Source organism: Spirosoma sordidisoli, assembly GCF_004138325.1.
Lineage (GTDB): Bacteria > Bacteroidota > Bacteroidia > Cytophagales > Spirosomataceae > Spirosoma > Spirosoma sordidisoli.
Genome location: NZ_SBLB01000001.1, coordinates 604645 through 618335, shown reverse-complemented (window position 1 = coordinate 618335; position 13691 = coordinate 604645). Strand labels below are relative to the sequence as shown.

The following is a 13691-nucleotide window of genomic DNA, read 5'->3' as shown; positions in this document are numbered from 1 at the left end:
GTCGGGATAATTGATTCGGGGGTACTTAGTAAACAAGCGCGTGTTGGAAAACATTCGTCTGATAGAACGATTTGAGCGGTGGGCTTATTGGCGGGCCGGTCTGATTTGTGCGGTCCGGAGCAGGATGTCGTACTCCAGCTGGTAGTCGAATACGTCGCGGAGGTTTTGCCCTTTGAAGGTGGCCGGAATCCGGACAAACCGCTGTTTTTTGGCTCGTAGATCAGCTTCGCGCAGGTCGGCACTGCTCTGGCCCAGCAGATCATCGTCGTCGAACTGATCGACCAGTTTCAGGCCTATGCCGGAAGCAGCCAGCCCGGCGGCCACGTATTTCAGCGGTGTTAGCACTTCCGTAGCCGTCAACAGAAAAGCGGCCGGACCCGCGACTACATTGTGGACCCGCCGAATCTGATCGAGAAACTGGTTCGCCCGGTTGTAGTCGTCCACTTCGATCAGCACCAGCGACGCTACCAGCCGGCCGTTGCGGGGTAAGGCCAGCCGGATGGGCTGGGCGGGTCCTTTTCCAGGTGCCCCGCTGCCCGCGCTGCCCGTTGCGGCCAGATCGAGCCGCTGCCCGCGCCGGACCGTTTCTACGCCCCAGCCCCCGTTGACAACACCCACGGGTTTGCCCTGCGCATCGTAACTGGCGAGCGAGTAGGCCAGCATCAGTTCATCGCGCTGGCTCACGGTCTCTTCGAGGTTGAGGGCGTGTAACGAATGCGGCTGCAACTCAGCCGTCAGCGGCTTTTGCGGAGCGCATGACAGCAGCACAACGGATAGCGCAAGCGGGCCGGAAAGCCGGGCAACGAACGAACGGGGGATAGATAGCATAACCTGTAAACCAAAAGGGTAAATCGACACTAAAGAGCAGGCTCCTGCTGGCTCAGGCAATGAAAACTCCCCAGTCCCCAGACAATGTCGGTCGAGTCGATGCCGATAACCTGCCGATCCGGAAAACACTGGCCAAGGATGTCCAGCGCAGGCTGGTCGTTGTTGCACCGGAAGGTAGGTACGATGACCGAGCCGTTGGTGATGAGGAAATTGGCATAGGAGGCCGGCAGGCGAAGTCCATCGCTGACCACCGGATCGGGCATGGGTAGCTCAACAATGTTCAGCTGCTTGCCGTTCAGGAGCCGCATGCTGCGCAACTCGTGATGAATGTCCTGAAGAAACGGGTAGTTATCGTCGCTGGGGTTGGCCTCGTAGGCGGCAACGACCGTGTCTTCGTTGACGAATCGGACCGTATCGTCGATATGCCCGTCGGTATCGTCGCCCACGATTCCTTCTTCGACCCACAATACCTGCCGAACGCCGTAGTAGTCGTACAGGTATTGCTCGATGTCGGCCTGGGTGAGGTGGCTGTTGCGGTTTTGGTTAAGCAGGCAGGCCCGGCTGGTCAGCACCGTGCCCGCTCCGTTGAACTCAACCGATCCGCCTTCCATGATAATACTCCCGGTAGGTGCTGTGGGGGTAACGTAGTCCAGACCACGGTACTGAGCAATCCGGATCGGAATCATATTGTCGAGGTCGAACGGCGGGTATTTGTTGCCCCAGGCGTTGTAACCCCAGTTTACGATCAGTCGCTGCTGCTTGGCTGGGTTGATCAGAAAGGCCGGCCCGTGATCGCGGCACCAGGAATCGTTGGTGGGATGGGGCAGGAGGGTAACCCGGCTCATATCGACGCCAGCGGCCCGCAGCCGGTCTTCGGCAGCCTGCATGACCTGTTCGTTATGCGCGTTGATACAGACCTGTTCGCTCCGGGCAATGGCTTTGATGAAGTCGATATAAGCCGGAAACATCAGCTCCTGCCGGTCGCGGGTCCAGGAGGCTTCGGTATGGGGCCAGCTGAGCCAGGTAGCCACGTGCGGATGCCATTCGGCCGGAAAGAAAAAGCCCTCGCGGGCGGGTGTACTGGTCATGTCGGATGTAGTGTTCACAGACAGGAACGTTGTGCGGGTTCGATAAACGCCCACAAATTTACGAAATTGATACAGGTCTGTCGTTACTTTCTGCCATTCGGCCCGGCCATGACCAGCCCGGCCCCGGTTTGGAAAGCCGGGCATAGGGTCGACCGGAAGGGTTCGGTAACCGACTCAGGCTGGCAGAACCAGCGTGCGGACGGTCTCGACGGAGAGGTCGGTGAAGTCCGGGATAATGAGCGAAGCGCCCGTTGTTTCCAGCTCGGCCCGGGTGTGGGTGGTGGCAACGGCAACGACCGCCATGCCTGCCCGCAGGCCAGCCTCGATGCCGGCAAAGGCATCCTCGAACACCACGCACCGGGCGGGCGGAACACCCACCCGTTCGGCGGCTTTGAGATAAATTTCCGGATCGGGCTTGCCGCGCTGAACCATACTGGCATCGACCACCGCGTTAAAATAGGGTCGGAGTGGCAACCCATCGAGGGTAAATGTAACGTTACTCATTGGCGCCGAAGTGCCCACGGCCAGCCCGACATGAGCCGCCTTCAGGGCGTTCAGAAACGACAGCAGGCCGGCCGCCGGTTGCAGGTGCGGCCGGTACAGATTCCGGTAGATGGCCTCCTTTTCTTCGGTCAGCACAATCAGCTCGCCCGGCGATACGGGTCGTTGAAACACGTAGGCCATGGCATCGGCCGAAACCCGACCGTTGATGTGTTCCAGGTACTGGTCTCTGGTAATCGGGCGATGGTGTTGCTGCGAAAAGTGCAGCCACGCATTGATATGAAAGTCGGTGTTGTCGATCAGGACGCCGTCCATGTCGAAGAGGGCTGCCCAGGAATGGGTAGCGTCAGAAGCGTGGGTCATACGCGGGTTGGTTGTATTCTAGGGCAAAGAAACGAGTTTGTTCGGTAAGCAGCCAGCTGCCTAAATAAACCATGCCTGATCTGGCGGGTTTAGTGGCTATGCAAACAATAAGTACACTGCCCGCAGCCATTGATGCGCTGCTGTCGAAAGGACATTCGCCCGAGGAAACCCTGAACCGGGTTGTCGAAACGGTTGGGCTGGCCCTGGAGGCCGACCGCTGTTTTCTGTACGTTCGTCAACCCGATCAGCAGCGGGGGCGGATTGCGTTCTGCTGGCGGAAGGAGGCTGGCATCCCGGATGTGATCCAGCCCGACTGGCAACCCGACACGACCGACTTACCCGACGAAGATCCACTGTTTCGGGCGGCTCTCAGCCTGCAGCCGTCGGTATACGTAGACGATGTAGAAACGGCAGGGCCTGAGATACTGAACCGCTCGTTCGAGCACGAAACGTTTGGTCACCGGGCGCTGGTGCATGCTCATATTCAGCAGGATGGCGAGTTGTGGGGTATTCTGCAGCCCTGTCAGTTTGGCCAGCCCCGGCACTGGACCGAAACCGAAAAAACGGAGATCGAAGCTGTACTGCCGCGTATCTACCCCGTCATACGGGCGTTTGTGGGTCAGTAAGCAAGACGTCGCCTGCCAGTACGGCTGCTTCGTGAAGTAATTCAGTGGCGACCAGCTCATCCGTGACATCTTCAATTTTTTCGTCGAACTCATCGAGCCGGTCCGATGCACCAGCCGATTGCATACCCAGCAGAAACCGGCCTATGTACAACAGGTTGAGCGAGAAGCGGAGTTCGGGTAACGAGTGGCTGTGGCGGGTGTGCGGTTCGGTCTGCATATGCGTATAACACCGCCTGGGCCTATGTAGTGCCGAAGCCCGGCCTGGGAGAAACAATATACTGTCTCTCCCAGGCCGGGCTTCCGTATAAAGGGGGATGTCCTACAGCTCTTTGATCTTCATATTTCGAAAGTAGATGGGCGCCCCGGCATGTTTGCCCTGCAACCCAATGTAGCCCCTCAGCGGCAGGTCGGCGGCCGGTTTGTTGAGCCAGGCCGGTACTTCAGAGCCGTCGGGGTTGGTCTTGGCGGAGGTGAACTTGGTAAGATCGATGGTATTGACCAGCTCGTTGTTCAGCACGATATAAATCATTTTGCCCTGGCAGGTAACGGTATACCGGTTCCATTCGCCGGGACGTTTTACGTTGCTTTTGGTGGGCGCCTGATGGCCAAAAAAAGCGCCACACTGCCAGTTTTTGGGGGCTTCGGACCACTGCTTGGCGTAGTCGTCGGCAATCTGAATCTCAACCGAATTCGGAATCCAGTTGGTCGTATCGCTACAATGAACAACAACCCCGCTGTTGGTGCCATCGGCTGTTTTGAAGAACAGGTCGAGGACAAAGTCGCCGTAGGGCTGGGCCGTCCAGATGGCTTTGTCGGCGCTGGCGGTCAAAACACCCTCTTCGTAGGTCCATATTCCCTTTGGGTAGCTGGCATCAGAAAGGTCGGTGGCAAAGAGGGGTTTCCAGCCAGCTCCGCTTGGGTTTGGATGGCCTTTGGGGGGCGTTTGGGCCAGGAGCCGGGTAGCAACACCGAGTAGGATGACCGTTAGAACAAGCAGTTTTTTCATTCAACAGATGGATTTACAAAAGAAAGTAAAGAAAGCAGGGTATTTCCTCATTCGCAAGACCAGCCTGAAGCCAGCCGCCAGCCCGCCCGGCTTCAGGCTGGTCCCTGGCAAACACAAACGCCCCCGCCAGGAGCCGGGCGGGGGCGTTTGATGATACCTGGCAGCAGGACTGTCAGGCGAAAGCGGAGGCTATTTCTGAGGGAGTGGCATCAGCCTCCTGCCGAAAGCTCTTCATGATCCAGCCCCCGCCAATGACGTCGTTACCCTCGTAGAAAACAGCCGCCTGCCCCGGCGCAATGGCCGATACACCTTCGTGGAACCGAACCTCGATGCGGTCGTCGGCGGTCTGGCTGATGGTGGCGGGAGTACCGTCGTGTTTGTAGCGCACTTTGGTAACCGTTTCGAGAGGGCCGTTGATGCGATCGTATTTTTGCAGATTCAGTTTACTCACGATCATGCCGTCGCGGTACAGGTCGGTATCGACGCCGAGAACGACCTCGTTGGTGTCCTTACGGATTTCGGTTACGAACATGGGTTGGCCAAACGCCATACCCAGCCCTTTGCGCTGGCCAATGGTGTAGAACGGGTACCCGTCGTGTTTGCCAAGAACCTTGCCGGTTCCTTCCTGAATAAAATTACCACCAGCTACTTCGGTTTCCAGCCCCGGAACCCGCCGTTTCAGGAATCCGCGGTAATCGTTGTCGGGCACGAAGCAGATTTCGTACGATTCTGACTTGGTGACGAGTTCCATAAAGCCGCGGTCGGTAGCCATGTCGCGGATCTCCGACTTGCGCAGGTGGCCCAGGGGTAATTTTGTCCGGCTCAGGCTTTCCTGCGACACGCCCCAAAGCACATACGACTGGTCTTTCAGCGTATCGACCCCTTTCGAGATGATATGCCGCCCGTTTTCGGTGCGTATGTGGGCATAGTGACCCGTAGCGATCGACTCGCAGTCGAGCCGGTCGGCCCGGCGGAGCAGCGCATCCCATTTGATGTGGGTGTTGCACATGACGCAGGGGTTGGGGGTGCGCCCTTCCAGGTATTCGCCCGTGAAGTGATTGATGACCGCATCACCGAATTCTTCGCGGATGTCGAGGATGTAGTGCGGAAAGCCCAGGTTGACCGCAATGTTGCGGGCGTCGTTGATGCTGTCCAGGCTGCAGCAGCCCGTTTCTTTTTTGGTGCCTCCTGATGAGGCATAATCCCAGGTTTTCATGGTCATACCGATGACCTCGTACCCTTGTTCGTGCAGCATGACGGCTGCCAGCGAAGAATCGATGCCGCCACTCATGGCGACCAGAATTCGTCCGTGTTTGCTCATATCTGCCGGGGTTCAAAGCCCCGCGATTATTGTGTTTCTGAATAGGCCGTCCCGGTTTGGGAACAGCACACAAAGGTACGAACGCAAACAGAAGGGGTCTTAGTTTCGGCTTGCCACTTCTTTCATCATGTCGACCAGCGGAATGACCGTCACATCGTTGGCGATGGGATAACGCTCGCTACCGGGGTAGACAAGAAAGCGTTTGGTAGCACCGATGTCTTCGCAACCCAGGTAAAACCCCTTTGACAGTGACGGAGCTAACGAACGTTTGATCTCCACAGCGTATCGTTGCGCCGGGCCTTGTTCCAGTACTAAATCAATCTCGGCTCCGGCCGAGGTGCGATAAAACCAGGGTGTTGTACCGATGGGCAGGCAGGATAATAGATTTTCGATGACGAACCCTTCCCAACTGGCTCCAACAACCGGATGTCCCAACAAATCATCCAGCGAAGTTAGGTTCAGTAAGGCGTGGGTGAGGCCGCTGTCCCGAATGTACACTTTGGGCGATTTAACCAGTCGTTTACCCACATTGCCCGACCATGGTCGCAGGGTACGGATAAGCAATAGATCTTCCAGTAACTCAATATACCGCTTCGCGGTTGGTCCGCTTATGTCAAGGTTGGCACCTAGCTGAGTGCTGTTCAGTTGTCCGCCCTGGCTGTGGGCCAGCATTGTCCAGAGTCGGCGCAGGGTTACGGCGGGTATACGAGGACCCAGTTGCGGAATATCCCGCTCCAGATAGGTACTGATGAAATTTAATCGCCAACGAAGGCTGGAAGCATCCTGCTGAGCCAGAAAACTATCCGGAAATCCACCTCTGAGCCAGAGCTTGTCTTGTTCTGCTGGCGTAGGGATTGGCAACTCCGGAACGGTGAGGCCTGGTAACTCTTTATAAGCAATACGGCCAGCCAGCGTTTCGGAAGACTGCTTTAATAAATCGAGCGAAGCAGACCCCAAGATCAGAAACTGACCTGTTCGTAAGCCCTGTCGGCGCCGGCGATCGATTACTCCTCTCAGGATTGGAAACAGTTCAGGAACGCGCTGTATTTCATCCAGGATGATCAATCGACCTTTATTAAGGTCAAAATAGCTCTCCGCTTCCCTCAGTTTAGACAGATCGGCTGAACTTTCTAAATCCAGATAAACAGGTTCCGGATCGAAGGTGGCTGCAATGGCTTCAGCCAGTGTTGTTTTGCCAACCTGCCGGGGACCTAATACACCTACTGCCGGAAATTCGTCCAGAAGCTGCGCTAGTTCCGTTTGGGCTATTCTAGGTATCATCCTTGCAAATCTAACACGACGTGTTCGATTTGCAAGGATGATACCCTTCCTAGTATACTAGTGATGGTTTACGATTTATTAATTTGTCTGTGTCACCGATCTTTCGGTCGGCATTACTTACGGATAAATCAGATATTTCTTCCGCGTTTGCTTGTAAGCCGACAGGCCGGGTTCCCAGCTCTGGCGAATCTCTTTCTCGCTCTTGCCGGCAATGATTTGCTGCTTCAGCTTCTCGGTGCCGGCCAGTTTGTCGAAGTTGCCGATCTCTTTGCTCTGGCTCATGTCGAAGAAGCGGGCCTTATCTGGATAGGCCTTGTAGAGTTCCATTAACCACTGCAGGTTCAGCTGCCTGGTTTTTCGGAGCAGGTTCGTATCGTAGGTGCGCAGATCGATGCCGTAGCAGTCGGTGTCCTGATGCAGCGGAGCTTCTTTCATGCCTTTGATGCTGATGGGCCGGAACGAGAAGTCGTAGGTTCCTTTCAGCGCCGGTGCGCCCAGCACGGTAAACGGAATATAGGTGCCCCGGCCCTGGCTGATGATCGTTCCTTCGAACAGACAGATACTCGGATAGAGCAGGATGGATTGCGGGGTGTTGAGGTTAGGCGACGGGGCTACCGGCAGTACGTAGGGCGTGTCGTGGGTATAGTTGGCTACCTTGATGATACGCAGCGGGCAGCGCTGCCTGTTCGGGAGCCAGCCTTCGCCGTTGATCAGCTGGGCAAACTCGCCCATGGTCATGCCGTGCGTAATCGGAATGCGGTGCATGCCGATCCCCGAGTGCAGGTGGTCTTCCAGAATCGGGCCATCGACAATAAAGCCGTTCGGGTTGGGACGGTCCAGGATCAGCAGCTCTTTGTTATGTTCAGCGCAGGCCTCCATCACGTGGTCAAGCGTATTGATGTAGGTGTAAAACCGGCACCCAACGTCCTGAATGTCGTAGATCAGCAGGTCGATATTGGCCAGCTGTTCTTTCGAGGGTTTCTTGTTCTTGCCGTACAGCGAAATAATGGGGATGCCGGTTTTGGGATCGACACTGTCGTCGACCTTAGCCCCGTTGCTGGCATTGCCCCGAAAGCCGTGTTCGGGACCGAATATGCTTACTACGTTCACGCCAAGGCTCACCAGGCTATCGACGCTGGGTTTGCGGCCGATAATCGAGGTTTGGTTCACGACCATTCCAATCCGTTTTCCTTTCAGGTACGGCAGGTAGGCCGACACCTGATCGGCCCCGGTCATCAGGGGCTGACGGGCTCTTGCTGTGTTCGTTGTAGACGTTACCGGTGGGAGAACAGCCGCCGGATGTAGGGCGGGTAAACTACCGAGCACCAGGGGCAGGAGGGCAAAGAAACCAAGTTTCATACTGAGTCAGCGTAGGAAGTAAGGCCGCAAGTTGTTCATAAACGGAGTTTCATCCAAAACAGACCCGCTGAACGGCCACATGAGCCGTCAATCTGTTCGTTAGTAACTTTTCGCCAGGAATCGGGTGAACGTCAGGCAAAAAGCTGCGGATTATCCTATATTACCACGTGTATGCTGATCTGATATGCCTTAACTGAACCGAAATATGCGAGCCGATAAAGCTGATTTTCAGGAAAATATTCCTGTGTCTGAAAGGCCGGTACATCCACTTTTGCTTTCGGCGGGATGGGTACTGGCGGTGATCGTTGCGGTGGCGATACCGTTTGGAGAGGCCCTGTTTGCCGGCCTCCACAGCGCCGGTTCGATCAACGAGCTGGCCCGTAAACAATAAAAAAGGAGACCCGCCCGGATCTCCTTTTCCTGGATGTTCGCCAGTTAAATGGCTATACATCCTTCATCAACCCGCGCCGGCGAAGCAGGGGTTTGATGTCGGGTTCGGCTCCCCGGAAGTTGCGGTACAGCGTCATCGGATCTTCGGTGCCGCCTTTCTCGAGAACGTTTTTACGGAACGACTGCGCCGACTTGGGGTCGAACAGCCCTTTTTGCTTAAATACCTCAAAGGCATCGGCATCGAGTACCGCCGACCAGATATAGCTGTAATACCCGGCCGAGTAGCCACCGGCGAAGATGTGCTGGAAGTAGGTACTCCGGTAACGCGGGGGAATCTGATCGATCAGCCCGATTTTGTCCATGGCCTGTTTCTCGAAGGCGAGCACATCGGTAGGCGTCTGGCCCGGCTTCAGGGTATGGTAAGCCATGTCGAGCAGCGACGCGGCCAGGTATTCACTAGTTTCGAACCCCTGGTTGAACAGACTGCTCTTTTTGATCTTGTCGATCAGCGCATCGGGAATTACCGCGCCGGTCTGGTAATGTTTGGCAAACAACCTGAGCATATCGGGTTCAACGGCCCAATTCTCCATAATCTGCGACGGCAGCTCCACAAAATCGCGGGGTACCGACGTACCGGACTGACTCCCGTAATGAACGTTGGATAACAGTCCGTGCAGGGCATGACCGAACTCATGGAAAAACGTGGTGGTCTCGTCCAGCGTCAGCAGGGCCGGTGCGTTGCCGGTGGGTTTGGAGAAGTTACAGACGATGGAAACGACCGGCGTAATTTTCCTGCCGTTTTCCACTTCCTGCCGCCGGTAGCTGGTCATCCAGGCGCCACCGCGTTTGCTGGCCCGTGGGTGAAAATCCATATACATCAACCCGAGGTGCCGCCCGTCGGCTTCTTTTACTTCGTAGGCAACTGCTTCTTTGTGATAGGTCGGCACATCGGTACGGCGCTCGAACCGAAGGCCGTAGAGCCGGTTGGTCAGGGTGAAAATTCCCTCGCGCACATTCTCCAGCGAGAAGTAAGGCCGTAGCTCCTGTTCATCGAGCGCGTATTTTTCCTTGCGCAGTTTCTCGGCGTAGTAGCGCCAGTCCCAACTGGCCAGTTTCTCGCCTTTACCCGTTCGGTCCATCATGGCCTGCAGATCGGCGGCCTCCTGTTTCGCAACGGGCACCGTGGCCGACCAGAGCTGGTTCAGCAACTGAGCTACTTTCTCGGGCGTCTGGGCCATGCTTTCTTCGAGTCCGTAGGCTGCGTGGCTGTCGTAGCCCAGCAACTGCGCTTTTTCGGCCCGGAGCGCTACCATCTTGGCCATGATGGCCTTGTTATCGTGTTCGTCGTTGTGGTTGCCCCGTTCCAGGTAGGCCCGGAACAGTTTTTCGCGGAGAGCCCGGTTGTCGGCGTATTGCAGAAACGGCATGATACTCGGATTCTGCAGCGTGAAGACCCATTTGCCATCGCCCAGTTTTCGCTTCTTCGCTTCGTCGGCCGCACCGGCTACAACCGAGGCCGGTAACCCGCTGAGGTCGTCGGTTTTGTCGATGACCAGCGCGTAGGCGTTGTTTTCGGCGAGCAGGTTCTGGCCGAACTTCAGCGTCAGCACCGATAGCTCGCCGTTGATCTGCCGCAGCCGGTCCTGTTTGTCGGTAGTCAGAGCCGCCCCGTTGCGCACGAAATTTTTATACATCTTCTCGAGCAGCCGCTGCTGATCGCCCGACAGTTTAAGTTTGGTACGGCTTTCGTAAACAGCCTTCACCCGGCTGAACAATACCGGGTTGAGCATGATGTCGTCGCTGTGCTTAGCCAGTTTCGGGGCCACCGTCTGGGCAATTTTCTGCAGCTGATCGTTGGTGTTGGCCCCGTTCAGGTTTCCCAGTACCGTATTGACCCGGCGCAGCAGGTCGCCACTGGTTTCGACAGCCTCAATGGTGTTGGCAAAGGTGGGCGCTGCGGTCTGTTGCGTAATGGCCGTGATCTCGGTCGTTTGTTGCCGGATGCCTTCTTCGATCGCCGGCTCAAAGTGCTCGGGCTTGATCTGGTCAAAGGGTGGCACACCAAAGGGTGTATTGTACGTGCTGAAAAACGGGTTCGACGTCGGCGGATCGACTACGACGCCAGACGTGAAGGCGGTCATAAGGGTCGTCAGGGCTAAAAGTGTTAATCCAAATTTCATCAGACTGAGTGGAGAGGGGTACACGGGTTTGTTAATGAACCGTTAAAAATAGGCAATTAATGACGTCGTAACGCAGTGCTGAGAAAAACCGGCCGGGCGTCACTCTCCATTCATTCGCTCCGTAAACTCTTTACCGGGTCCATCAGGGCTGCCTTGATACTTTGGAAACTGACCGTCAGCAAGGCAACGCCCAGAGCCAGTAGACCGGCCAGCCCGAACATCCACCAGGCCAGGTCAATCCGGTACGCAAAGGCCTGTAACCACTGATTCATGGTCCACCAGGCTACAGGGATAGCGATGACTATGGCAATAAGGACCAGCTTGATAAAGTCTTTGGCCAGCAGTTGAATAACGCTGCTTATACTAGCTCCCAACACCTTCCGAACCCCAATTTCGCGGGTGCGTACCTGGGCTGTGTAGGCGGCCAGCCCAAACAGGCCCAGGCAACTGATTAGAATGGCGATGGATGAGAAAAGCGTAAACAGAAGGCCGGTTTGCTGCTCAGACTTGTAGAGATTGTCGAATACATCGTCCAGAAACGAAAACTCGAACGGGTACCCGGAATTATATTGTTTCCAGGAACGCTGGGCTGAAGCAATGACCTGATCGGCGTTTTTGCCAGTTGTTTTGACGTAAATCGTACCCATCTGGTCGGGCGCATAATAAAATACGGCGGGCTCGATCTTCTGCTTCATCGATGCAAAGTGGAAGTCTTTGACAACGCCGATAATGGTACCGGTATGCGTCCAGAGCCGGAACCGTTTGCCGATCGGATTCTGGAGCCGGGCGGCTTTGACTGCGGTTTCGTTCAGGATAAAATGCAACGAATCGGCAACGGCCCCCGTGAAGTTTGACCCTGCCTGCAACTTCATGTTAAAAAAAGGAATGAAGTCTTTATCAATGGCTACCGGCCGCATCATCATGGTTTCGCCGGTCTGTTTCCCATCCCAGGCATTGTCGCCGGTCTGATAGTTTATCTGAACGATATTGTCGCTGGCTCTGGTAACGCCTGAAACGCCGGGCTGCCCTAGCAGTTCAGCCTTTACAGCCTCGTAATGAGTCCGCATATCGCGCATGAAAAAGCCAAATACATGCGATTTATCGTAGCCCAGTTCTTTGGAGCGGATGTACTTCAACTGATGGCCGATAATAAACGTACCGGCAATCAGCATGACGGAAACCGCGAACTGCACCACGACCAGCACTTTGCGGAACGAGGCTTCGCTGAGTCGAGACGATACCTTTCCTTTCAGGGCTTTTAGCGGCTCAAACGAGGACAGCAATATAGCGGGGTAAAGGCTCGAGAGAGCCAGCGTACCCGCAATAGTAAGCCCAATGACCAGCCAGATTGAGACGTTGCCAAGGCTCAATCTCAGGTCTTTGCCCGAAAGCTGGTTGTAGGCGGGAGTCAGAGCCAGCACCAGCCCAACGGCCAGTCCGGCGGCAATCACGAACAGCAACGCCGTTTCAATCAGGAACTGAAGGAAGAGTTGGGTTCGGGCCGCGCCAACGATTTTCCGCATGCTCACCTCCTTCGATCGAAGCATGGAGCGAGCCGTGGAGAGGTTCACATAGTTGATGCAGGCAATGACCAGAATCAACAAGGCAACGATCCCGAACATCCGAACCGTTTCTATACTGCCGCTACCGCCGTCGGCTCTGTACAGGTGCATGTCGGGAAGGGGCAGCAGCAGATAGGTGAGGTCCGTATCATCGGGTTTGTTGCGGAGGTGGATGGTACGCAGTTTATCGGTCAGGCCCGCCACCGCAGCGCCGGGTTGTAGCAACAGATAGGTGTCATACATGAACTGTGAGAAATCATTGTCCTTGGTTTTACCATCTTTACGGGTGGTATACATGTCGTTGAACAAGCGGGAAACGGGCAGGAACAGATCCCCGGTTATGGATGAGTTTTTGGGTATATCACGAATAACCCCCGTAACGGTAAAATACGTTTTGTTGGTCGACCTCAATACTTTACCAATGGGGTTTTCGGCGCCAAAATAGCGTTTAGCCGTAGTCTGGGTCATCACGACAGACTGGTCGTCGGGAAATGGATTAGCCGGATCGCCCTGAATGAGCGGAAAGTCGAATACTGAGAAAAAAGCCGGGTCCGTAAAGTGCGACCGCTGCTCCTGAATGCTCTTGTTCCGGTAGGTGAACAGCGTATAGCTGTTGTTATAGACCAGCCGAACAGCATCTTTTACGTCGGGAACCTCGCGTTTGGCAAAGCTGGCTATGGGGGCTACAGTCGTTGTCCAGATTTGCTGGCTGGTGCCGGTACCGACCCGATTCTCGAGCCGGTAAATTGACGTGGCCTGCCGATGGAAGCGGTCAAAACTTAATTCGTCCTGAACCCACAGCAGAATCAAGATACCCACCGCCAGTCCGACGGTCAGTCCCGTTATATTGATCAGGGAATAGAATTTGTTGTTGAGCAGACTGCGCCAGGCGGTTTTGAAATAGTTGCGTAACATATCAGGATTGAGTAAATGAGGTGATGAAAAGAGCCCGGCCTGTTGGCCAGTTGTTTGACGTCGAATAAAGGAGGGGCGCATATAGGCCAGCACCTCCCGCCAGTACGTTTGGCGGGCCCTGGCTTCACCCTGCCGCAGCAAACGCCGGTGGTACCGCTCATGGAGGTCGCCCAGCACTTCTTCGCGCAGGTGCGGTGCTACCAGCCAGCTGAGCAGTTTGTCGGGCCAGCGGGGCGGGGTTTTGCCTGGGTTAGGTTCCATACGGCTCTGG

Annotated in this window: 13 protein-coding genes; 3 read left to right on the top strand and 10 right to left on the bottom strand. The window is 55.8% G+C overall.

Features of this window, described 5'->3' with window-relative positions:
• Positions 1-84: 84 nt before the first annotated feature.
• From EQG79_RS02765 to EQG79_RS02755, 3 genes are all read right to left on the bottom strand, one after another.
• On the bottom strand, positions 85-828 hold the full coding sequence (locus tag EQG79_RS02765) for a hypothetical protein (protein ID WP_129599774.1): 744 nt from the start codon (positions 826-828) through the stop codon (positions 85-87).
• Between the two features lie 29 nt (positions 829-857).
• Positions 858-1916: an agmatine deiminase family protein gene (locus tag EQG79_RS02760; protein WP_129601125.1), complete on the bottom strand. Its 1059-nt coding sequence runs from the start codon at positions 1914-1916 to the stop codon at positions 858-860.
• Positions 1917-2090: 174 nt separating this feature from the next.
• Positions 2091-2780: an HAD family hydrolase gene (locus EQG79_RS02755; RefSeq protein ID WP_077920168.1), complete on the bottom strand. Its 690-nt coding sequence runs from the start codon at positions 2778-2780 to the stop codon at positions 2091-2093.
• Between the two features lie 98 nt (positions 2781-2878).
• Between EQG79_RS02755 and EQG79_RS02750 the strand changes: the two genes are divergently transcribed.
• The gene (locus EQG79_RS02750; protein WP_077920167.1) at positions 2879-3406 is read left to right on the top strand and encodes a GAF domain-containing protein; all 528 of its coding nucleotides are present in this window, start codon (positions 2879-2881) and stop codon (positions 3404-3406) included.
• Here EQG79_RS02750 and EQG79_RS02745 read toward each other — a convergent pair.
• The gene (locus EQG79_RS02745; protein ID WP_077920166.1) at positions 3381-3623 is read right to left on the bottom strand and encodes a hypothetical protein; all 243 of its coding nucleotides are present in this window, start codon (positions 3621-3623) and stop codon (positions 3381-3383) included. The genes EQG79_RS02750 and EQG79_RS02745 overlap by 26 nt on opposite strands.
• Positions 3624-3725: 102 nt before the next feature.
• The gene (locus EQG79_RS02740; RefSeq protein WP_129599771.1) at positions 3726-4412 is read right to left on the bottom strand and encodes a 3-keto-disaccharide hydrolase; all 687 of its coding nucleotides are present in this window, start codon (positions 4410-4412) and stop codon (positions 3726-3728) included.
• A 7-nt stretch (positions 4413-4419) separates the two neighbouring features.
• On the opposite strand from EQG79_RS02740, the gene EQG79_RS30910 reads away from it, so the two are divergent.
• Positions 4420-4563 (top strand): hypothetical protein, encoded by a 144-nt coding sequence (locus EQG79_RS30910; protein ID WP_161492719.1) that lies wholly within the window; start codon positions 4420-4422, stop codon positions 4561-4563.
• Between the two features lie 21 nt (positions 4564-4584).
• Here EQG79_RS30910 and mnmA read toward each other — a convergent pair whose 3' ends face one another.
• From mnmA to EQG79_RS02725, 3 genes are all read right to left on the bottom strand, one after another.
• Entirely contained in the window at positions 4585-5733 is a 1149-nt protein-coding gene (mnmA, locus tag EQG79_RS02735) for a tRNA 2-thiouridine(34) synthase MnmA (protein ID WP_077920164.1), read from the bottom strand.
• 99 nt (positions 5734-5832) lie between these two features.
• Positions 5833-7014: an ATP-binding protein gene (locus EQG79_RS02730; RefSeq protein ID WP_129599769.1), complete on the bottom strand. Its 1182-nt coding sequence runs from the start codon at positions 7012-7014 to the stop codon at positions 5833-5835.
• Positions 7015-7131: 117 nt separating this feature from the next.
• The gene (locus EQG79_RS02725) at positions 7132-8373 is read right to left on the bottom strand and encodes an exo-beta-N-acetylmuramidase NamZ family protein (RefSeq protein ID WP_129599765.1); all 1242 of its coding nucleotides are present in this window, start codon (positions 8371-8373) and stop codon (positions 7132-7134) included.
• A gap of 205 nt (positions 8374-8578) precedes the next feature.
• Between EQG79_RS02725 and EQG79_RS02720 the strand changes: the two genes are divergently transcribed.
• A complete protein-coding gene (locus EQG79_RS02720; protein ID WP_077920162.1) occupies positions 8579-8764 on the top strand; it encodes a hypothetical protein in 186 nt (61 codons plus the stop codon).
• Between the two features lie 52 nt (positions 8765-8816).
• Here EQG79_RS02720 and EQG79_RS02715 read toward each other — a convergent pair whose 3' ends face one another.
• Positions 8817-10943 carry a M3 family metallopeptidase gene (locus tag EQG79_RS02715; RefSeq protein ID WP_129599762.1) on the bottom strand — a complete coding sequence of 709 codons (2127 nt, stop codon included), beginning with the start codon at positions 10941-10943 and terminating at the stop codon, positions 8817-8819.
• 110 nt (positions 10944-11053) lie between these two features.
• A complete protein-coding gene (locus EQG79_RS02710; protein ID WP_129599758.1) occupies positions 11054-13681 on the bottom strand; it encodes an ABC transporter permease in 2628 nt (875 codons plus the stop codon).
• Positions 13682-13691 lie beyond the last annotated feature (10 nt).